This window comes from Streptomyces tatrensis, assembly GCF_049310065.1.
Lineage (GTDB): Bacteria > Actinomycetota > Actinomycetes > Streptomycetales > Streptomycetaceae > Streptomyces.
In genome coordinates, this window is record NZ_JBMDLB010000011.1 from 2,644,982 (window position 1) to 2,665,440 (window position 20,459).

Here is a 20,459-nt window from a genome sequence, read left to right on the forward strand (position 1 = left end):
CTAGAGGGCGCCCTTCGTGGAAGGCAGGATCCCGGCGGCGCGCGGGTCGAACTCGGCGGCGTAGCGCAGGGCCCGGGCCAGCGCCTTGAACTGGCACTCCACGATGTGGTGGGCGTTGCGGCCGTACGGCACGTGGATGTGCAGGGCGATCTGGGCCTGCGCGACGAAGGACTCGAAGATGTGCCGGGTCATCGTCGTGTCGTACGAGCCGATCATCGGCGCCATGTTCTCGGGCTCGGTGTGCACGAGGTACGGGCGGCCCGACAGGTCGACGGTCACCTGGGCGAGGGACTCGTCGAGCGGCACGGTGCAGTTGCCGAAGCGGTAGATGCCGACCTTGTCGCCGAGTGCCTGCTTGAAGGCGGCGCCGAGGGCGAGCGCGCTGTCCTCGATGGTGTGGTGGCTGTCGATGTGCAGGTCGCCCTCGGTCTTGACCGTGAGGTCGAAGAGGCCGTGGCGGCCGAGCTGGTCGAGCATGTGGTCGTAGAAGCCCACGCCCGTCGAGACGTCGACCTTGCCGGTGCCGTCGAGGTTTATCTCGACGAGGACCGAGGTCTCCTTCGTGGTCCGTTCGACCCGTCCGATGCGGCTCATGCGTGCTGCTCCTTCTTCAGTGCGCGAACCGCTTCCAGGAACGCGTCGTTCTCGGCCGGGGTGCCCGCGGTGACCCGCAGCCATCCCGGTACGCCGTTGTCCCGGACCAGGACGCCCTGGTCGAGGATCTTCTGCCAGGCGGTGTGGGAGTTCTCGAACCGGCCGAACTGTACGAAGTTCGAGTCGGAGTCGGTGACCTCGAAGCCGATCCCCCGCAGCTCGGTGACCAGGCGGTCGCGCTCGGCCTTGAGCTGCTCGACGTAGCCGAGCAGGGTGTCGGTGAATTCCAGGGCGGCCAGCGCGGTCGCCTGGGTGACGGCCGACAGGTGGTACGGCAGGCGTACGAGCTGTACGGCGTCGACCACGGCCGGGTGCGCGGCGAGGTAGCCCAGGCGCAGGCCCGCGGCGCCGAAGGCCTTGGACATGGTCCGGGAGACCACCAGGTTCGGGCGGCCCTCGATCAACGGCAGGAGGGAGTCCCGGTGGCTGAACTCCACGTAGGCCTCGTCGACGACGACCAGGCTGGGCCCGGCCGCCTGCGCGGCCTCGTAGAGGGCCAGGACCGTCTCCGCGCCGACCGCGGTGCCCGTGGGGTTGTTGGGGGAGGTGATGAAGACGACGTTGGGCGCGTGCTCCGTGATCGCCTGCTCGGCGGCCTCCACGTCGATGGTGAAGTCCTCGTTGCGCGGGCCGGAGATCCAGTCGGTCCCGGTGCCGCGCGCGATCAGCGCGTGCATCGAGTACGAGGGCTCGAAGCCGATCGCGGTGCGGCCGGGCCCGCCGAAGGTCTGCAGCAGCTGCTGGAGGACCTCGTTGGAGCCGTTGGCGGCCCATACGTTCTCCCGCGCGACCGGGTGCTTGCCGGTACGGGTGAGGTAGGCGGCCAGCTCGGTGCGCAGCTCGACCGCGTCCCGGTCGGGGTACCGGTTCAGCGTGCGGGCGGCCTCGGCGACGCGCTCGGCGATGCGCGCGACGAGCGCCTCGGGCAGGCCGTACGGGTTCTCGTTGGTGTTGAGCTGGACGGGTACGTCCAGCTGCGGGGCGCCGTACGGGGTCTTGCCGCGCAGCTCGTCCCGGATGGGGAGGTCGTCGATGCCGATGACGGCCTCGGTACCCGGGGCGTCGGTGCTGCCAGTGGTGCCGGTCATGCCTGCGGAACCTTCCAACCGAATCGTGCCTTGAGAGCCGCGCCGTGCGCGGGCAGGTCCTCGGCCTCGGCCAGGGTCACCACGTGGTGGGTGACCTCGGCGAGGGCGTCGCGCGTGTAGTCGACGATGTGGATGCCGCGCAGGAAGGACTGCACGGACAGGCCCGAGGAGTGGCAGGCGCAGCCGCCGGTGGGCAGCACGTGGTTGGAGCCGGCGCAGTAGTCGCCGAGCGAGACCGGGGACCAGGGGCCGACGAAGATCGCGCCGGCGTTGCGCACGCGGGCGGCCCAGGCGGCCGCGTCGGCGGTCTGGATCTCCAGGTGCTCGGCGCCGTACGCGTCGACGACCTTGAGGCCGTCCTCCAGGCTGTCGACCAGCACGATCGCGGACTGGCGGCCGGCCAGCGCGGGCTTGATCCGGTCCTCGACGTGCTTGGTCGCCGCGACCTGCGGCTCCAGCTGCGCCTCGACGGCGGCCGCGAGCTCCGCGGAGTCCGTGACGAGGACGGCGGCGGCCAGCGGGTCGTGCTCGGCCTGGCTGATCAGGTCGGCGGCGACGTGCACCGGATCGGCCGTGGAGTCCGCGAGGACCGCGATCTCGGTCGGGCCCGCCTCGGTGTCGATGCCGATCTTGCCGGTGAAGTAGCGCTTGGCGGCGGCGACCCAGATGTTGCCGGGACCGGTCACCATGTTGGTGGGCAGGCAGTCTTCCGTCCCGTACGCGAACATCGCGACGGCCTGGGCGCCGCCCGCGGCGTAGACCTCGTCCACGCCGAGCAGCGCGCACGCGGCCAGGATCGTCGGGTGCGGCAGGCCCCCGAACTCTTTCTGCGGCGGGGACGCGAGCGCGATGGACTCGACGCCCGCCTCCTGGGCCGGGACGACGTTCATGACGACGGAGGACGGGTACACCGAGCGGCCGCCCGGGGCGTACAGCCCCACGCGCTCCACCGGAACCCACTTCTCGGTCACCGTGCCGCCGGGGACCACCTGGGTGACGTGCTCGGTCCGGCGCTGGTTGCGGTGCACGATCCGGGCGCGCCGGATCGACTCCTCGAGGGCGGCGCGGACGGCCGGGTCGAGCTGGTCGAGAGCGGTCTTCAGGGCCTCGGCGGGCACCCGGATCCGGTCGAGCTCGACCCCGTCGAACTTCTGCGCGTACTCGATCAGCGCCGCCGTTCCACGATGGTGGACGTCCTCGCAGATGGGCCGCACCTTCTCCAGGGCGGCTTCTACGTCGAACTCGGCACGGGGCAGCAGATCGCGCAGGGCGCCACCCTCGGGGAGGGTGTCGCCGCGCAGGTCGATACGAGAGATCACCTGGCAATTCTCTCAGACCGCCTCGCGCCGCCGTTCGTCCGTATCACTGGCTGATACAAGCCACGGACGTTCCCTGATGTCACACAGGGCCTCTAGCGTGCGGGTACGCGCTGCTGGTCCGCGCGTACAAGCGGGAGGGGCCGCGCGGCGACGTCCACGCGGACGAGCGGAGGGGGGCCGCCATGGCCGAAGCACGCCCGGACGGGGAACCGGCCGATCTCACCGGCTCCGAACGGCTCATGTGGGACGCGTTCCGGACCGGCAGCGTCTGCGATCTCAGCACCCGCACCGCCGAACGGGACGATCCGCACGCCGACCGGGTCTGGGGCCCCGGGCGCAGCGTCCGCGCGGCGGTGGTGGCGCTGCTGCTGCTCCACGGGCCGGGCCCGGTGCCGGGGCGGGTGGCCTCGCTGAAGCTGCGGGGCGTACGGATCACCGGCCGCCTCGACCTCTCCGGGGGCACGGTCACCCCGTACGTGGAGCTCCAGTCCTGCCGCTTCGACGGGGAGGTCCAGCTCTCGGAGGCCCGCTTCGGCACGCTGCGCCTGGTCAACTGCGCGATACCCCGGCTGGAAGCGGCCCGGCTGCACACCGAGGGCGATCTGCACCTGCCGCGCTGCCGGGTGGCCCGCGGGATCCGGCTGACCGACGCGCAGATCGGCACCGACCTGCTGATCAGCGAGGCGGTGCTGCAGCGCGACGGCAAGGGGCGGGCCCTGGCGGCCGACGGGATGTCGGTCGCGCAGGACTTCCAGGGCGAGCTGCTGCAGACCCACGGGGAGCTGAGCCTGCGCGGGGCCAAGGTCGGCGTGTCGATGAGCCTGCGCGGGGCCCGCCTGAGCAATCCGTACGGGAAGCGGGCGCTGAACGCCCCGCAGCTCACCGTGGAGCGCACGCTCTACCTGACCTCCATCGCCCTGGGCCACACCCCGGGCGACCCGGACTCCTCCACTCCCCCCTACGGGCTCGGCCACACGCCCGTACGGGGACAGCGCGCGCAGCACTTCGAGTGCCGGGGCGGCCTGCGGCTGGACGACGGCCGCTTCGGGGACGCCGTGGACTTCTACGGGGCCCGCTTCACCCTCACGGAGGACCAGGAGGTCTCGCTGCGCCGCATCCACACCCCGGAGCTGCGGTTCGTCGGCGAGCGGCCGGAGCAGGGGCGCGTCGTCCTGTCGGGCTCGAAGGTGGTCAAGCTCGTGGACACGGCCACGAGCTGGCCGGCCCGCCCGGGCCGGCTGTCCATCGAGGGCTTCGCCTACGAGAACCTCGCGCCCCGGGGCCTCTTCCCGCCGGCCCGCCGGCTGGAGTGGGTCGAGATGGCCACCCCCGATTACTCCCCGGAACCGTACGAGCGGCTCGCCGCGGTCCTGCGGGCCTCCGGGGAGGACGCGGACGCCCGCGAGGTGCTGCTGGCCAAACAGCGGCGCCGGCGCACGACGCTGCCGCCGGCGCTGCGCGCGTGGGGGTACCTCCAGGACTGGACGGTGGTCTACGGCTACCGGCCGGGGCGGGCGGCGCTGTGGATGGCCGTGCTGTGGGCGGCCGGGGCCGTGCTCTTCGCGATGCACGGCCGGCCGCCGCCGCTCAAGGCGGAGGAGCACCCGGACTGGAACCCGGTGCTGTTCGCCCTGGACCTGCTGCTCCCGGTGATCGACCTGGGCCAGCAGGACCAGTGGATTCTGCGGGGCGGCTGGCAGTGGGGCACGGCGGCCCTGGTCATCCTGGGCTGGATCCTGGCCACGACCGTCGCCGCGGGCGCCTCCCGCGTGCTGAGGCGGGGATGACGGGCGGGGGCGACGGTCGGGGGTGACGGTCCCCTGGCCACGGCCACTACCCTGTGCCTCGTGACCACCGTTCGCCTGCCCCTCTTCCCGCTGAACTCGGTGCTGTTCCCGGGACTCGTCCTCCCGCTGAACATCTTCGAGGAGCGATATCGCGCCATGATGCGCGAGCTGCTCAAGGCGGGAGAGGACGAGCCCCGCCGCTTCGCGGTCGTCGCGATCCGCGACGGCCGGGAGGTCGCCCCGACCGCGCCCGGCCTGCCGGACCAGACGGCCGTGCCCGAGCGCGGGCCGGCCGCCGGCTTCGGCGCGGACCCGGTCCAGGCCTTCCACCGGGTGGGCTGCATCGCGGACGCGGCCTCGATCCGGGAGCGGGAGGACGGCAGCTTCGAGGTGATGGCCACCGGCACGGTCCGGGTCCGGCTGCTGTCCGTCGACGCCTCCGGCCCCTTCCTCGTGGCGGAGCTGGAAGAGCTCCCCGAGGACGCGGGCGACGGCGCGGGCGCGCTGGCGGAGGGCGTGCTGCGGGCGTTCCGCACGTACCAGAAGCGGCTGGCCGGAGCCCGCGAACGGTCCCTGACCGGCATGGACCTCCCCGACGAGCCCTCGGTGGTCTCGTACCTGGTCGCGGCCGCCGCGGTGCTGGACATCCCGGCGAAGCAGCGCCTGCTCCAGGCCCCGGACACGGCGACCCGCCTCGCGGAGGAGCTGAAGCTGCTGCGCACCGAGACGGCCGTCATCCGCCACCTCCCCTCGCTCCCGGCCGTGGACCTCACCCGCGCCCCGACGAGCCCGAACTGACGGACGGCGCACCGATGGCGAAGAAGAAGCCGGCGGGCACTCCGGCGATCGTGGCCCTGACGGCGGCCGGCGCCGATTTCACCGTGCACGCCTACGAGCACGACCCGGCCCACCCGTCGTACGGCGAGGAGGCGGCCCAGGCCCTCGGGGTCTCCCCCGCGCAGGTCTTCAAGACGCTGCTGGCCGAGGTGGACGGCGCGCTGGTGGTGGCGGTGGTCCCGGTCTCGGGCAGCCTCGACCTGAAGGCCCTGGCCGCCGCGGTGGGCGGCAAGCGGGCGGCGATGGCCGACCCGGCCCTGGCCGAGCGCACCACGGGCTACGTCCTGGGCGGCATCTCTCCGCTGGGCCAGCGCAAGCGGCTCCGCACGGTCCTGGACGCCTCGGCCTCCGGCTTCCCCACCATCTGCGTCTCGGCGGGCCGCCGCGGCCTGGAGGTCGAGCTCGCCCCCGCCACCCTGACCGCCCTGACCGCGGCCACTCCGGCCCCGATCGCCCGCGCGTAGCGCCCCGGCGCCCTGCGGGGCGGAGTTCCCCTACCCGCCCTTCGCCCGTTCCCCGGGCTCTGCCCGGACCCGGTCCTCAAACGCCGGACGGGCTGAAAAGATCGCCTCAAACGCCGGCGGAGCTGGATATATCCAGCCCCGCCGGCGTTTGAGGCGCGGGGTCCGGGGCGGAGCCCCGGGGAACGGGCGAAGGGCGGGTAGGGGACAGTTCCCGCAGGGCCTACGGCCGCGGAGGCTCCGTACCGGACGGGTCCGGGGACGGGTGCACGGCAGGCCCGGCAGGGGCCTGGTAGTACCCGGACGGCCACATCGCGAGATCAGGCGCGGGATCCCGCGTACCCCACAGGGCCGTCAGGGCGAGGTGGACGACGACCGCGGCCATCGGCCAGCCGAGCAGCGCCCCGTGCGCGAGCAACTCGAGCGGGGCCTCGAAGGGGACACCCTTCCCCGCCTCCCGCGCGGCCGCCACCAGGTCCGAGGAGGGGCCGAGCCACAGGCCCACGCGCCAGCCCACCAGCGCGGCGAAGACCGATCCGACCGCGAGCCCGACCACCTGCGCGGCGCCCCCGGCACGGCGCCACAGGAAGACGCCCAGCGCGCTCAGCACGCCGAATCCCACGGACAGCAGCAGGAAGGTCCCGTCGGCCCCGATGCGGGCCTCGCTCTCGGTGTCCCGCAGGAACACCGCCTCGCCGTTGGAGACGTACTGCACCCTCGGCGCGAGCCAGACCCACAGCAGTCCGAGCAGCACGCCGGCCACGCCGACCACGAGGGCGATGGCGGCCCCGTCGCGGATGTCGGACGGGGAGAAGGCGGGCTCCGGCGCGGGCGCGGACTCGGCCGCTGTCGCGGCCGAAGGGGACTCCGACGGCGGCTGGTCGGGCTTGTCATAGGGGGTCACGGCTTCGGTCACCCCCACATCGTGCCAGGAAGTGTTTGATTTAACGATCGGCCCCGGCGGGCGTCAGCGGACCGCTGCCCGCCGGTAGGCCCAGGTCGCGAGGGCGAGGGACAGCACCCCCACCCCCGCGCACACGCCGAGGTCGAGGAGGACCGCCGCCCAGTCGGGATGCGGCTCGAAGGTCCGGGCGAAGGCCTCGACGCCGTACGTGGACGGCAGCAGGTCCCGCGCCCAGACGATGACGTCCGGCATCCGCTCGGGCGGCAGTACGCCCAGCAGCAGGGCCGCGGACATGCCGAGCTGTCCGGCGAGCGTGGCCAGCTCCTGCCGGGGGGCGAGCAGGCCCAGCGCCGCGCCGAGTCCGGCGAGGGCGGCGCCGGCCAGCGGCACCACGGCGGCCAGGATCCACAGGCCGCCCATCGGCAGCCCGAACAGCACGCTGCCGAAGACGGCCGTCACCAGCGTGCCGGGCAGCGTGAAGGAGGCGTACGCGGCGGCCGCGCCCAGCACCACGGACGCGGGTGGCACCGGCAGGGTGGCGTAGTGGTCGAGCCCGCCGCTGGCCCGGAGCTGGCCGAAGTACTGGGCGAGCAGGTTCAGCGCGACGAAGGCGACGACCAGCACGGAGGAACCGGCGACGACGGCCCGCGCCTCGGAGCCCCCGTCGACCACGCCCCGCATCAGGATCATGATCCCGACGGACTGGAAGGTGGCCACGAACAGCAGGGGGATCCGCGAGACCCGCGCGCGGGACAGCTGGGCCCGGTAGACGGCGGCCAGCGCCGGGAAGAACCGGGCGCGCGGGGCCAGTACGCCCGCGGCGGTGTCGGCGGCGGCCGTGGCCGTCGTGGCGGTGGCGCTCACGCCTTCACCAGTCCCTTCGAGGTGCGTCCGCCCAGGGCGAGGTACACGTCCTCCAGGCTCGGCGTGGCCAGCGTGAAATCGTCGAGGGCTGCGAAGGCCGGGCCGCCGGTCACGGCGGCCACCGCCGCCCGCGCCTCGTCGGGGCCGAGCCGCAGCACCCAGCGCCGACCGGATTCGGTGGCCGCCGCGGCGAGCGCGGCGACCTCCGGGAGCTCCAGGGGCGGCGTGGTGCGCCAGACCAGTTCGAGCCGGACCTCTCCGGACACCTGGGCCTTGAGCCCGGCCGGGGTGTCGCAGGCGATGACCCGGCCCTGGTCGATGACGGCGACCCGGTCGAGGACGGTCTCGGCCTCGATGACGTTGTGGGTGACCAGCAGCACGGTGGCCCCGGTCTCGGCGCGGCGGCGGTCGACGGCGGCCCAGACGGCCCGCCGGGCCACCGGGTCCATGCCGGTCGTGGGCTCGTCGAGCACCAGGACGGGCCGCTCCCCCACCAGCGCGGCGGCGAAGCACGCGAGGCGCCGCTGCCCGCCGGACAGCTTCTTCAGGGGGCGCCCGGCGATCCCCGTCAGCCCGAGCTCCTCCAGTACGGAGTCCCGTACGGTCCGCGCCTCGCGCAGGCCGAGCCCGCGCAGCCGGCCGGTCGTCTCGGCGGCCAGCGAGACCGTGAGCTCGTCGAGGGCGGTGGATTCCTGGCCGAGGTAGGAGAGCAGCCGGGCCGACCGGTCGGGGTGGCGCACGAGGTCGTGGCCGAGCAGGTTCACCGAGCCGGAGTCGGGCCGCAGCAGGCCGGTGAGCTGGCGGACCAGGGTCGATTTGCCGGCGCCGTTGGGGCCGAGCAGCCCGAAGATCTCGCCGCGCCGCACGTCCAGGGAGATCCCGTCGGTGGCACGGGTCTCGGGCAGGGCCGGGGCCCCGCGCCGTCCTCGTACCGCGGGATACGTCTTGACCAGGTCACGTACCGCGCAGACCACGTCGGGGGCCGGTCCCGCGGCCCCTGCCGTGTCCGTATCCGCCTGTGCTGTCCCCGTACTCACGAGGGAGCAGCCTACGGGGTTGCGGCCCCTACTCGGCTGCCGGGGCCGCCGGGGCCACCGCGACGGGGGCCGCGGCGGGGGCCACCGGGGCACCGGGGACGAGGGCCGGGCCGGTCGCCGATCCGGCCCCGGCCACGTGTTCCGCGGCCGCCCGTACGTCGATCTCGCGCCAGAAGCCGGCCCGGATGGCGTAGCGGTCGTGCTCGTCGATCTGGTCGTCCTTGTGCGCGAGGAGTCCGAACCGGGCGGCGTAGCGCAGCAGCTCCCCGTCGATCCGGTGCGGGATCCGCGGGTACATGGTGGCGAGCTTCTGCAGGTGCACGGTCTCCGGGAGCCGTTCCATCCAGCGCCGGGCGAACACCTGGCCGACCTCGAAGGGGTCGCCGCCGACCGTGGTGATGTCCTCCTCGCGGTCCGCCCAGCGCTGCTCGGCGGAGGTGAGCTGGGCGAGGGTGGGCAGCGAGGCGGTCTCGGCGGGCTCGCCGAGCGGCCCGGCCCGGTCGATCCACCCCTTGTCGGAGGACCACCGCAGGGCGCTGCCGGCCGGGGCCCCGCCGAGGGCCTGGCCGGGCCCGGGTGCGGCCGCGGGGGCGCCGGGGGCGCGCAGGGCGCCCGCGAGGTCCTTCGGGGTCGGGACGGTCCTGCCGTTGGCGGTGGTGGATCCGGCGGCGGCCGGTGCGCCGCCCTCCTCGGGCTCCACGGGGGCCGCGGGCCGGCTTCCGTTGCCGCGGGCGGCTTCGGCGAGGGCTGCCTCGGGCAGGGGTGCGGAGAGGATGGCGGCGATCTCGGGGCGCGGGGCCGGGGCCGGGGCGCAGAGTCCGGTGAGGTCGCGGGCGCGGACGGCGCGGGTGATCCAGGTGCGGTCCAGGACGCGGCGTTCGTCGGCTTCGGCGACGAGGTCCTCGGACTGGTTGTAGTCCCCGTCGGCGGCCTGGACGGCCCACAGGTGGACGGCGACCCCGTGTTCCTTGGCGGACATCAGGCCGGGCAGCAGGTCTCCGTCGCCGGTGACGAGCACGACGTCCGAGCAGGCCCGGTTGCGGGCGAGCTCGGTGAGCTCGGCGTGCATGGCCGCGTCGACGCCCTTCTGGGCCCAGCGGCCGTCGCTGCGGGTCAGGGCGCCGAGGCGGACGGTGACGCGGGGCATGACGCGCAGCCGCCGGTGCTCGGGCTGGGGCACCCGGTCGGGTGCGCCGTCGAACCAGTAGATCCGCAGGAGCGGCTGTTCGGTGTCGGCTTCGGCGCGCTCGCGCAGGCCCTGGATGAGCGCCGCATGGTCGACGGTGATCCGGGAGCGGGACGGCTCTCCTGCGAGGAGGCTCGCGGCGGCGCCCAGCAGATAGCCGGCGTCCACCAGGACGACGCAGCGGTCCACGCGTACCACCCTCTTCCCTGGGGGTCCTCTGTGTCTTTCGCGGTTTCCCCGAGTCTGCCCGACGGCAACGGCCTTGACGGCCGGAACTCGATCATCGGCGTGGCGTATCTCTCAGAGGTCCCCGGCAGGAGCCCCGACTACGCGCGGTAATGATCCAAAATGCGCCGTTTACGGCCCTGTGTGAGTGTGAAGGCGGCCCTGGCCCCTAAACCCCCCACGGAGGCATCCCATGGCCAAGAACAAGAACCGCCAGCAGCCCGCCAAGTCCGAAGAGCGCTCGGCTGCACAGGATCCGGCGAAGAGCTCGATGGACTCCTCGTCCTCGACCTCGACCCCGGCGGCCCCGAGTCCGCTGCAGATGGCCGGCAAGAAGAGGGAAAAGAAGTTCGGCCACAACTGACACCTCCACCCCGCACCACTCCGTATGCGGGAAGGCCCGCCCCCGTCGACAGGGGCGGGCCTTCCCACGCATGAGGCAGTGGTGCCGGGGGGCGGGTGGTGGCTAGCCGGCCAGGCAGGACGGGCCGAGCAGCACCTTGAGGTCGCCGAAGAGCGCCGGGTCGGGCTTGACCCGGTGCTTGTCGAGCCGGAGCACGGTGGTGGTGCGCGGCCCCTGGAGCTTGATCCGCACCTCGCTGTTGCCCTGGTGGTGGCGCAGGATCTCGCCGAGCCGGGTCACCATCGGCGGGGTGACCTTGACGGTCGGGATGGTGAGGACGACGGGGGCGTTGGTGCCGGCGTTGGAGAGGTCCGGGACCATCATTTCCATGGCGACGAGCCGGGGGACGTCCTCGCGCTTGTCCAGGCGGCCCTTGACGAAGACGACCGTGTCCTCGACCAGCTGGGTGGAGACGAGCTGGTAGGTCGCGGGGAAGAACATGCATTCGATGGAGCCGGCCAGGTCCTCGACGGTGGCGATGGCCCAGGCGTTGCCCTGCTTGGTCATCTTGCGCTGGAGACCCGAGATGATGCCGCCGATGGTGACGACCGCGCCGTCGCCGTGCTCTCCGCCGGTGAGCTGGGAGATGCCGGCGTCGGTCTTGTCGGAGAGCACGTGCTCCAGGCCGAAGAGCGGGTGGTCGGAGACGTAGAGGCCGAGCATCTCGCGCTCCTGGGCGAGCAGGTAGGCCTTCTCCCACTCGACGTCGGAGAACTCCACGTCGAGGCCGAAGCCCGGCTCGTCGCCCGCGCTCTCGTCGCCCATTCCGCCGAAGAGGTCGAACTGCCCCTCGGCCTCCTTGCGCTTGACGGCGACCACGTTGTCGATCATCGGTTCGTGGTGGGCGACCAGGCCCTTGCGGGTGTGGCCCATCTCGTCGAAGGCGCCGGCCTTGATCAGGGATTCGACGGTGCGCTTGTTACAGACGACGGCTTCGACCTTGTCGAGGAAGTCGGGGAAGGTGGAGTACTTCCCCTTGGCCTTCCTGCTCTTGATGATCGACTCGACGACGTTGGTGCCGACGTTGCGCACGGCGGTGAGGCCGAAGAGGATCACGTCGTCGCCCTGGGCGGCGAAGTTCGCCTCCGACTCGTTCACGTTCGGCGGGAGCACCTTGATGCCCATCCGGCGGCACTCGTTCAGGTAGATCGCGGACTTGTCCTTGTCGTCCTTGACCGAGGTGAGCAGGCCGGCCATGTACTCGGCCGGGAAATTGGCCTTGAGGTAGGCGGTCCAGTAGGAGACCAGGCCGTACGCGGCCGAGTGGGCCTTGTTGAAGGCGTAGCCGGCGAAGGGGACCAGCACGTCCCACAGCGCCTTGATCGCCTGGTCGCTGAAGCCCTTCTCCTTGGCGCCGGCCTCGAAGATGACGAAGTTCTTCGCCAGTTCGTCGGGCTTCTTCTTGCCCATCACGCGGCGCAGGATGTCGGCCTCGCCGAGCGAGTAGCCGGCGATGATCTGGGCGGCCTTCTGGACCTGCTCCTGGTACACGATGAGGCCGTAGGTGACGCCGAGGATCTCCCTGAGCGGCTCCTCCAGCTCCGGGTGGATCGGGGTGATCTCCTGCTGCTTGTTCTTGCGCAGGGCGTAGTTCGTGTGCGAGTTCATGCCCATCGGGCCCGGCCGGTACAGGGCCGAGACGGCGGAGATGTCCTCGAAGTTGTCGGGCTTCATCAGGCGCAGCAGGGAGCGCATGGGCCCGCCGTCGAACTGGAAGACGCCGAGGGTGTCGCCGCGGCCGAGCAGTTCGAAGGTCTTGGGGTCGTCGAGCGGCAGGCCGAGGAGGTCGAGGTCGATCCCCTTGTTGGCCTTCACCATCTTGACGGCGTCGTCCATGATCGTGAGGTTGCGCAGGCCCAGGAAGTCCATCTTGATCAGGCCGAGCGACTCGCACTGGGGGTAGTCCCACTGCGTGATGGTGACGCCGTCCGTGTGCCGGACCCAGACCGGTGCGTGGTCGACGATCGGCTCGCTGGACATGATCACGCCGGCGGCGTGCACGCCCATCTGGCGGACCAGGCCCTCCACACCGCGGGCGGTGTCGATGACCTTCTTCACGTCCGGCTCGTTCTCGTACATCGCCCGGATCTCGCCGGCCTCGCCGTAGCGCGGGTGCGAGGGGTCGGTGATGCCGTTGAGGTCGATGCCCTTGCCGAGGACGTCGGCGGGCATGGCCTTGGTGAGCCGGTCGCCCATGGCGTACGGGTAGCCGAGGACGCGGGCCGAGTCCTTGATGGCGTTCTTCGCCTTGATCTTTCCGTACGTGCCGATCATGGCGACCTTGTCGTCGCCGTACTTGTCGGTCACGTACCGGATCACTTCGACGCGCCTGCGCTCGTCGAAGTCGATGTCGACATCGGGCATGGAGACGCGCTCGGGGTTCAGGAAGCGCTCGAAGATCAGGCCGTGGGTGATCGGGTCGAGGTCGGTGATGCCCATGGCGTAGGCGACGATCGAGCCGGCGGCGGAGCCTCGGCCGGGGCCGACCGCGATGCCCTGCTTCTTGGCCCACATGATGAAGTCGGCGACGACGAGGAAGTAGCCCGGGAACCCCATCTGGATGATGACGTCCAGCTCGTAGTCGGCCTGCTTCTGCCGGTCGTCGGGGACGCCTCCGGGGTAGCGGCGGGCCATGCCGCGCCGCACTTCCTCCTTGAACCAGGTGATCTCGGTGTAGCCCTCTTCGGGGATCTCGAACTTCGGCATGAGGTTCTTGGCCTCGAACATGCCGGTGGTGTCGATCTGCTCGGCCACCAGGAGGGTGTTGCGGCACCCCTCCTGCCAGGCGTCCGAGGAGTCGACGGCGTACATCTCCTCCGTGGACTTCAGGTAGTAGCCGGTGCCGTCGAAGCGGAAGCGGTCCGGGTCGGAGAGGTTCTTGCCGGTCTGGATGCACAGCAGGGCGTCGTGCGCCGTCGACTCGTGGGCGTACGTGTAGTGCGAGTCGTTGGTGACCAGGGGCGGGATGCCGAGCTTCTTGCCGACCTCCAGCAGCCCGTCGCGGACCCGGCGCTCGATCTCGATGCCGTGGTCCATCAGCTCCAGGAAGTAGCGGTCCTTGCCGAAGATGTCCTGGTATTCGGACGCGGCCTTCAGGGCCTCGTCGAACTGGCCGAGGCGCAGTCGGGTCTGGAGCTCGCCGGAGGGGCAGCCGGTGGAGGCGATGAGGCCTTCGGACCACTGGCTGATGGTCTCCTTGTCCATGCGCGGCCACTTCGTGAGCCAGCCCTCGGCGTACGCGTCGGAGGACAGCCGGAAGAGGTTGTGCAGCCCGGTGGAGTTCGCCGCCCAGATCGTCTTGTGGGTGTAACCGCCGGAACCGGAGACGTCGTCGCGCTTCTGGTGCGGCTGGCCCCACTGGATGCGCCGCTTGTTGCGGCGGGACTCCGGGGCGACGTACGCCTCGATGCCGATGATCGGCGTCACACCGGCCTTCTTCGCCGTGTGGAAGAAGTCATAGGCCCCGTGCAGGTTGCCGTGGTCGGACATGGCGATGTGCGTCATGCCCATCTCGTTGCACGCGTTGAACATGTCCTTCAGCCGCGCGGCACCGTCCAGCAGGGAGTACTGGGTGTGGACGTGCAGGTGCGTGAACGGCGTCTTGGTCACGGTGGGGGCCTCCGGGCGGGGAGAGAGGGGGCGGCAGCTATGAATCCTACGTGGCCCGAGTGACAGTTCCCGGGCACGGCGGGGTAGCTTCATCCGTTGCAGACCCAAGGACCCGTGTCCGATATGCGTTCCACCCCGCGCCACCTGGAGGCACCCGCCATGGCGGTTCCCGAGACGACCGACGAGCAGCGCGCCGAGCAGATACTCGACGTGTTCGACATCGCCTTCGGCGAGCTGATCACCGCCGACCCCGCGGCCTTCCGGGTCAAGTTCCGCAAGATGGCGGCCTCGGCCTTCGCCTTCTACCGGGGCACCGCCTGCCTCTTCTACGCCGACCTGGAGCGCGAGCGGCACGGCGGCCCGTACCTGGACGAGCGCACGGGCCGGGTGTGGATCCACGGCGATCTGCACGCCGAGAACTTCGGCACCTACATGAACGCGCAGGGCCGGCTGGTCTTCAACGTCAACGACTTCGACGAGGCCTACGTCGGCCCCTTCACCTGGGACCTGAAGCGCTTCTCCGCCTCCGTCGCCCTGCTCGGCTACACCAAGGCGCTCAGCGACGACCAGATCAGCGAGCTGGTCCGGATCTACGCGGCCGCCTACCGGGAGCGCATCCACGCGCTGGCCACCGGGGCCAAGAACGAGGAGGTGCCCGCCTTCACCCTGGACACCGCCGACGGCCCACTGCTGGAGGCCCTGCGCGCCGCCCGGCGCCGCACCCGCTTCTCGCTCCTCGACTCGATGACCGAGATCCGCGAGTTCGAGCGCCGCTTCTCCCCCGGCCCCGGGACCATCGAGCTGGACGCGGCCACCCGGTACAAGGTGCTCGCCGCCTTCGACGGGTACCTGGAGACCCTGCCCGACGAGTCCCTGGTCCGCCCGGACTCCTACCGGGTCAAGGACGTGGTGGGCCGCCGGGGCGTCGGGATCGGCTCGGCGGGCCTGCCCTCGTACAACATCCTGCTGGAGGGGCACAGCGACGCCCTGGAGAACGACGTCGTGATCTACCTCAAGCAGGCGCAGACCCCGGCGGTGTCACGGCACGTGACCGACCGCGCGGTGCGCGAGTACTTCCTGCACGAGGGCCACCGCACGGTGATCTCCCAGCGGGCCCTGCAGGCGCACGCCGACCCGTGGCTCGGCTGGACGGAGCTGGACGGGGCCGGACAGCTGGTCGCGGAGGTCTCCCCGTACGCGGTGGACCTGGACTGGTCGGACCTGGACGACCCGGAGGAGATCGCGGCCGTGGTCGCGGACCTGGGCCGGGCGACGGCGACCATGCACGGAGCGGCGGACGAGCAGGAGAGCGGTCAGACGCTGGTCCCGTTCTCCACCGAGCGGGCCATCGACGCGGCCATCGCCGCCGACGAGGAGGGCTTCGCGAACCTGCTGGTGGACTTCGCGCACGCCTACGGCGCCCGGGCCCGGGCCGACCACCAGATCTTCGTGGACCTCTTCCGCAACGGCAGGATCCTGCCTTAGGGGGTGGACCTCCGGCCCTCCCCCACAGGGACTCGTGGCACACTCGCGACGATGGACATATCAGGGGTGGGTCTCCGAGGGCTGCGGGCCGCGCTGTTCAGCGCGGTCGTCGTGCTGCTCTCTACGGGCTCGCACGTCCTGATGTCCCGGGTGCCGCTGCCTCCCGCCCTGGTGGGAGGGGCCTTCGCCGTGGTCTTCGCGATCGCCTTCGCCCTGGCCGGGCGCGAGCGGGGCTTCGGTCACATCGCCGGGCTGCTCGTCCCCCTGGAGCTGGCCGCCGACACCGTCCTGACCTCCGGCCAGCACCTCTGCTACGGCCCCGCGGGCGGCCCCGTCTCGGGTCCGCTGCGGGCCATGGGGCTGGCCGACTTCTGCGGGGGCAGCCCGGTGGGCGGGGCGCTGGCCGAGGTGGGCGGGCCCGCCGATCCGGCCGCGCTGCTGGCCGCGCCCGGACCGTGGGCGCCGTGGCTGCTGCTGGGCGCGCACGTATCGGTCGGACTGCTCGCCTCGGTGTGGCTGCACCGCGGGGAGCGGGCGCTCGGCCGGCTGCTGCGCGCCGCGTCCGCCTGCGCCTTCCGGCCGCTGCGGATGGCCTCGGCCCGTGCGGTGCGGGCGCCGGCTCCGGTGCGGCGCTCGCCGCGGGCGGCGCTGCGCAGCGCGGTGGCCCGTACCCGCTTCCCCGTGCACTCCGTGGGACGGCGGGGGCCTCCTCGCACGCCCGGCGCGTTCGCTCGCGCCTGACGTACGAGGACAGTCCCCCCTGACAGCCGGCTCCACCGCGGAGCCACACCCCCACGGAGAGAACGATGAGCGCACGCAACAGCCAGGCGAACAAGGCGGCGGCCCGCGAGAAGCTGCGCATCGAGCGCGAGCAGCAGGCCAAGAAGGCCAAGGTCCGCCGGCAGGTGTTCGTGGCGGGCGGCGTGGTGGCCGCCCTCGCCCTGGCCGGCGGCGTCGGTTACGCCGTCGTCCAGTCCAACAAGCCGAGCGCCTGGGAGAAGGCCGCCGACGCTCCCGTGGTCGCGCCGAAGAACACCTCGGGCGAGAACGGCACGACGGTGGTCATCGGCAAGGCCGACGCCAAGAAGACCCTGGAGCTGTACGAGGACGCGCGCTGCCCGGTCTGCGCCAGCTTCGAGCAGGCGGTCGGCCCGCAGGTCAAGAAGGACGTCGACGCCGGCAAGTACAAGATCCAGTTCATCGGCGCCACCTTCCTGGACAACGGCTTCCCCGGCAGCGGCTCGAAGAACGCCCTGAGCGCGCTGGGCGCGGCCCTCAACGTCAGCCCCGAGGCGTTCCTGGAGTACAAGACGGCCCTCTACTCCGCGGCGAACCACCCGGAGGAGAAGGACGACAAGTTCGCCAAGGACTCCTACCTGCTGACGGTCGCGGACCAGGTCCCGGCGCTCAAGGGGAACGCCGAGTTCAAGAAGGCGCTCGACGAGGGCACCTACGACCGGTGGGCGCTGGAGATGTCGAAGACCTTCGACAAGAGCGACGTGAAGGGCACGCCGACCCTGAAGATGGACGGCAAGAAGATCGACCCGCTGCCGCAGTCGCCCGAGGCGTTCACGGCGGCGATCGACAAGGCCATCGCCGGCTGACGCTTCCGGGCTGGACCACCGACGGACGGGCGAACTCCCAGAGTTCGCCCGTCCGTTGCTTTCACGGGTCTGGCCCCGACCGAATACCCGTCGGTAATATGATCATCCGTGACCAGTCAACTCTCCTCTTCCGCCCCGGAATCGGCGATCGCGCCGACCCCCCGCCGCCGTACGGTCGTCCTGGCCGCGGCTGCCACGGCGGCACTCGTCCCGATCGCCGCGCTGGGCGCCGAAGCCGCCCACGCCGCCACGGGCACCAGCGAAGACACACCCTCCTTCCTGCACGGCGTCGCCTCGGGCGACCCGCTCCCCGACGGGGTCCTGCTGTGGACCCGCGTCACCCCGGTCTCCGGGGCCGTACCGGGCTCCGGCGTCGGGCCGGCCGTGGCGGTGGGCTGGGAGGTGGCCGAGGACAAGGCCTTCTCCCGGATCGTCGCGAGCGGCACCGTCACCGCGAGCGCGGCCTCGGACCACACCGTCAAGGCCGACGTGCGGGGCCTGCGGCCGCAGACGGCCTACTGGTACCGGTTCACCGCCGGCGCCACCGTCTCCCCGGCCGGCCGCACGCGTACCGCGCCCGCCGCCACGACCGCGCCCGCCGGGGTCCGCTTCGGCGTGGTCTCCTGCGCCAACTGGGAGGCCGGCTACTTCTCCGCGTACCGCCACCTGGCCGCGCGGGCCGATCTGGACGCCGTCCTGCATCTGGGCGACTACATCTACGAGTACCAGAGCGGCGGTTACCCCGAGGCGAAGTACGTCGTACGGCAGCACGAGCCGCTGCACGAGATCCTCACCCTGGCCGACTACCGCACCCGCCACGGGAAGTACAAGACCGACCCGGACCTGCAGGCCCTGCACCGGGCCCACCCGGTCATCGCGATCTGGGACGACCACGAGATCGCCAACGACACCTGGTCCGGCGGCGCCGAGAACCACGACCCCGCCACCGAGGGCTCCTTCGCGGGCCGCGCGGCCGCCGCCCGGCAGGCGTACTTCGAGTGGATGCCGGTCCGCACCTCCACCGAGGGCACCGTCTACCGCCGGCTGCGCTTCGGCACCCTCGCCGACCTGCACCTGCTGGACCTGCGCACCTTCCGCTCGCAGCAGGCGAGCACGGGCAGCGGCGCGGTGGACGACCCGGAGCGCACCCTCACCGGGCGGGCCCAGCTGGACTGGCTGAAGGCCGGACTGGCCGGCTCCCAGGCCACCTGGAAGCTGGTGGGCACCTCGGTGATGATCTCGCCGGTGGCCTTCGGGTCGCTGCCGGCGCACCTGCTGGGGCCCCTCGCCGAACTGCTCGGCCTGCCCGCGGGCGGCCTCGCGGTCAACGTGGACCAGTGGGACGGGTACACGGACGACCGCCGGGAGCTGCTGGGGCACCTGACGGACCGCTCCGTCCGCAACACCGTCTTCCTGACCGGTGACATCCACATGGCCTGGGCGAACGACGTCCCGGTGACGGCTGCCACCTACCCGTGGTCGCGGTCGGCGGGCGTGGAGTTCGTGGTGACGTCGGTGACCTCCGACAACATCGACGACCTGCTGCACGTACCGGCCGACACGGCCTCGCTCGTCGCCGAGACGGCCATCAAGGCCGCCAACCGGCACGTGAAATGGCTGGACATGGACGCCCACGGCTACGGCGTGCTGGACGTGACGGCCGAGCGTTCCCAGATGGACTACTACGTCGTCTCGGACAAGCGGCGCCAGGACGCCACGGCCGCCTGGGCACGCTCCTACCGCACGCTGAACGGGACCCAGAAGGTCGAGCGGGCGGACCGGCCGGTGCGCTGACACTCAGCCAGATCTTTCGTCCGGAGGGGCGCTTGGCGTAGACCAGGCGCCCCTTTGACATCAGAAGCAACAAATCTTTTACGTAGAGCACTTGACCTGTTTATGACATGCGCACGTAAGATTCCCGCCAGCTGAGGAGATCCCTCCCGCTCAACCCCCCACTCGCGAGGAGCACACGTGCGCGCTCTTGCCCGCATATCCCCCCTTCTTCGCCGCCGCCTGATGGGTACCGCCGTACTCGCAGGCACCCTGGCCTTCACCCCGCTCGCCGCCCCCACCACGGTCGCCGCCGCCAAGACCGGCGCCGAGGTGTGCGCCGAGGAGGCCTCCGGCGCGGCGGCCAACGCCCGTGTGGCGCGCCCGAAGGACCAGCACGCGGCCGAGCCGAACGAGGTCACCGAGGCCCAGTCCAAGGCCATGGACGCCGACCTCAAGGCAAAGCTGGACAAGATCTCGAAGGAGCAGCGCAGCCTGCGCGCCGCCGAGGCCGCCACCAGCATCCCCGTGTACTTCCACGTCATCCACTCCGGCACCACCGGAAAGCTGACGTCCACCGATCTCAGCAAGCAGCTGGCGGTCCTGAACGCGGCCTACGCCGGCCAGGGCACCGGAAACGTCGACAGCACCTACCAGTTCACCCTGGCGGGCACCGACTACACGGACAACGCCAGCTGGTACAACCTGGCTTCCGGCTCCACGGCCGAGAAGACCATGAAGAGCACCCTGCGCAAGGGCGGCGCGAACGCCCTGAACTTCTACACCGCCAACCTCTCCGGCGGGCTGCTGGGCTGGGCCACCTTCCCCAGCTCCTACGCCTCCCAGCCGTCGATGGACGGCGTGGTCGTCCTGGACACCTCGCTGCCGGGCGGCACCGCCGCCAACTACAACGAGGGCGACACCGCGACCCACGAGGTCGGCCACTGGATGGGTCTGTACCACACCTTCCAGGGCGGCTGTAACGGCAGCGGCGACTCCGTCTCGGACACCCCGGCCGAGAAGAGCGCGGCCTTCCAGTGCCCGACGGGCCGTGACACCTGCGCCAGCAAGGCGGGCGTCGACCCGATCCACAACTTCATGGACTACACGTACGACAACTGCATGTACCAGTTCACCGCGGGCCAGGTGGCCCGCATGAAGAGCATGTGGACGGCCTACCGCGCCTGACGCTCCGGCGCTCCGGCGCTCCGGCGCCGTAACGATGT

The 20,459-nt window shown here is 71.8% G+C and carries 17 protein-coding genes; 9 read left to right on the top strand and 8 right to left on the bottom strand.

Translation table 11 applies throughout. The annotated features are described in order from the left end of the window. The 3 genes from hisB to hisD are packed head-to-tail and all read right to left on the bottom strand — an operon-like array spanning position 1 to position 3,061. Entirely contained in the window at positions 1 to 594 is a 594-nt protein-coding gene (hisB, locus tag ACODT5_RS27720; RefSeq protein WP_215035049.1) for an imidazoleglycerol-phosphate dehydratase HisB, read from the bottom strand. After that, complete coding sequence (locus tag ACODT5_RS27725; RefSeq protein WP_422521915.1) at positions 591 to 1,742, bottom strand: histidinol-phosphate transaminase; 1,152 nt, start codon at positions 1,740 to 1,742, stop codon at positions 591 to 593. Before ACODT5_RS27725 ends, hisB begins: the two co-directional genes overlap by 4 nt. Then, positions 1,739 to 3,061, bottom strand: coding sequence for a histidinol dehydrogenase (gene hisD / locus ACODT5_RS27730; RefSeq protein ID WP_422521916.1), 1,323 nt, complete (start codon positions 3,059 to 3,061; stop codon positions 1,739 to 1,741). The genes ACODT5_RS27725 and hisD overlap by 4 nt, the downstream gene beginning before the upstream one ends. A gap of 182 nt (positions 3,062 to 3,243) precedes the next feature. Between hisD and ACODT5_RS27735 the strand changes: the two genes are divergently transcribed. The 3 genes from ACODT5_RS27735 to ybaK are packed head-to-tail and all read left to right on the top strand — an operon-like array spanning position 3,244 to position 6,149. Further along, positions 3,244 to 4,848, top strand: a complete 1,605-nt coding sequence (locus ACODT5_RS27735) for an oxidoreductase (RefSeq protein ID WP_422521917.1) — start codon at positions 3,244 to 3,246, stop codon at positions 4,846 to 4,848. A 60-nt stretch (positions 4,849 to 4,908) separates the two neighbouring features. Next, complete coding sequence (locus ACODT5_RS27740) at positions 4,909 to 5,646, top strand: LON peptidase substrate-binding domain-containing protein (RefSeq protein WP_327307196.1); 738 nt, start codon at positions 4,909 to 4,911, stop codon at positions 5,644 to 5,646. Positions 5,647 to 5,660: 14 nt separating this feature from the next. Further along, positions 5,661 to 6,149: a Cys-tRNA(Pro) deacylase gene (ybaK, locus tag ACODT5_RS27745; RefSeq protein WP_422521918.1), complete on the top strand. Its 489-nt coding sequence runs from the start codon at positions 5,661 to 5,663 to the stop codon at positions 6,147 to 6,149. Between the two features lie 220 nt (positions 6,150 to 6,369). Here ybaK and ACODT5_RS27750 read toward each other — a convergent pair whose 3' ends face one another. Genes ACODT5_RS27750 through ACODT5_RS27765 form a run of 4 tightly spaced genes read right to left on the bottom strand, consistent with a single transcriptional unit; the run spans position 6,370 to position 10,326 of the window. Then, a complete protein-coding gene (locus ACODT5_RS27750; RefSeq protein ID WP_422521919.1) occupies positions 6,370 to 7,062 on the bottom strand; it encodes a hypothetical protein in 693 nt (230 codons plus the stop codon). A gap of 51 nt (positions 7,063 to 7,113) precedes the next feature. After that, positions 7,114 to 7,914 carry an ABC transporter permease gene (locus tag ACODT5_RS27755; RefSeq protein ID WP_422521920.1) on the bottom strand — a complete coding sequence of 267 codons (801 nt, stop codon included), beginning with the start codon at positions 7,912 to 7,914 and terminating at the stop codon, positions 7,114 to 7,116. After that, entirely contained in the window at positions 7,911 to 8,951 is a 1,041-nt protein-coding gene (locus ACODT5_RS27760; protein WP_422521921.1) for an ABC transporter ATP-binding protein, read from the bottom strand. Before ACODT5_RS27760 ends, ACODT5_RS27755 begins: the two co-directional genes overlap by 4 nt. A 28-nt stretch (positions 8,952 to 8,979) precedes the next feature. After that, positions 8,980 to 10,326 (bottom strand): NYN domain-containing protein, encoded by a 1,347-nt coding sequence (locus ACODT5_RS27765; RefSeq protein WP_422521922.1) that lies wholly within the window; start codon positions 10,324 to 10,326, stop codon positions 8,980 to 8,982. Between the two features lie 229 nt (positions 10,327 to 10,555). Between ACODT5_RS27765 and ACODT5_RS27770 the strand changes: the two genes are divergently transcribed. Further along, complete coding sequence (locus ACODT5_RS27770; protein ID WP_422521923.1) at positions 10,556 to 10,726, top strand: hypothetical protein; 171 nt, start codon at positions 10,556 to 10,558, stop codon at positions 10,724 to 10,726. Between the two features lie 102 nt (positions 10,727 to 10,828). Here ACODT5_RS27770 and dnaE read toward each other — a convergent pair whose 3' ends face one another. Next, on the bottom strand, positions 10,829 to 14,374 hold the full coding sequence (gene dnaE / locus ACODT5_RS27775; protein WP_422521924.1) for a DNA polymerase III subunit alpha: 3,546 nt from the start codon (positions 14,372 to 14,374) through the stop codon (positions 10,829 to 10,831). A gap of 159 nt (positions 14,375 to 14,533) precedes the next feature. Between dnaE and ACODT5_RS27780 the strand changes: the two genes are divergently transcribed. From ACODT5_RS27780 to ACODT5_RS27800, 5 genes are all read left to right on the top strand, one after another. Further along, positions 14,534 to 15,859: a DUF2252 domain-containing protein gene (locus ACODT5_RS27780; RefSeq protein ID WP_422525057.1), complete on the top strand. Its 1,326-nt coding sequence runs from the start codon at positions 14,534 to 14,536 to the stop codon at positions 15,857 to 15,859. A 51-nt stretch (positions 15,860 to 15,910) separates the two neighbouring features. Beyond that, a complete protein-coding gene (locus ACODT5_RS27785) occupies positions 15,911 to 16,600 on the top strand; it encodes a hypothetical protein (RefSeq protein WP_422521925.1) in 690 nt (229 codons plus the stop codon). A 65-nt stretch (positions 16,601 to 16,665) separates the two neighbouring features. Continuing rightward, positions 16,666 to 17,463, top strand: coding sequence for a DsbA family protein (locus ACODT5_RS27790; protein WP_422521926.1), 798 nt, complete (start codon positions 16,666 to 16,668; stop codon positions 17,461 to 17,463). Between the two features lie 108 nt (positions 17,464 to 17,571). Next, the gene (locus tag ACODT5_RS27795; protein WP_422521927.1) at positions 17,572 to 19,257 is read left to right on the top strand and encodes an alkaline phosphatase D family protein; all 1,686 of its coding nucleotides are present in this window, start codon (positions 17,572 to 17,574) and stop codon (positions 19,255 to 19,257) included. A 222-nt stretch (positions 19,258 to 19,479) separates the two neighbouring features. Further along, a complete protein-coding gene (locus ACODT5_RS27800; RefSeq protein ID WP_422525058.1) occupies positions 19,480 to 20,421 on the top strand; it encodes a zinc metalloprotease in 942 nt (313 codons plus the stop codon). The last annotated feature ends 38 nt before the right edge of the window (positions 20,422 to 20,459 follow it).

What these genes read in the sequence shown, in the direction of transcription:
- hisB (WP_215035049.1), bottom strand. Translation starts at nt 594, where the DNA reads ATGAGCCGCATCGGACGGGTCGAACGGACCACGAAGGAGACCTCGGTC.
- ACODT5_RS27725 (WP_422521915.1), bottom strand. Translation starts at nt 1,742, where the DNA reads ATGACCGGCACCACTGGCAGCACCGACGCCCCGGGTACCGAGGCCGTC.
- ACODT5_RS27735 (WP_422521917.1), top strand. Translation starts at nt 3,244, where the DNA reads ATGGCCGAAGCACGCCCGGACGGGGAACCGGCCGATCTCACCGGCTCC.
- ybaK (WP_422521918.1), top strand. Translation starts at nt 5,661, where the DNA reads ATGGCGAAGAAGAAGCCGGCGGGCACTCCGGCGATCGTGGCCCTGACG.
- ACODT5_RS27770 (WP_422521923.1), top strand. Translation starts at nt 10,556, where the DNA reads ATGGCCAAGAACAAGAACCGCCAGCAGCCCGCCAAGTCCGAAGAGCGC.
- ACODT5_RS27780 (WP_422525057.1), top strand. Translation starts at nt 14,534, where the DNA reads ATGGCGGTTCCCGAGACGACCGACGAGCAGCGCGCCGAGCAGATACTC.
- ACODT5_RS27785 (WP_422521925.1), top strand. Translation starts at nt 15,911, where the DNA reads ATGGACATATCAGGGGTGGGTCTCCGAGGGCTGCGGGCCGCGCTGTTC.
- ACODT5_RS27790 (WP_422521926.1), top strand. Translation starts at nt 16,666, where the DNA reads ATGAGCGCACGCAACAGCCAGGCGAACAAGGCGGCGGCCCGCGAGAAG.
- ACODT5_RS27800 (WP_422525058.1), top strand. Translation starts at nt 19,480, where the DNA reads ATGGGTACCGCCGTACTCGCAGGCACCCTGGCCTTCACCCCGCTCGCC.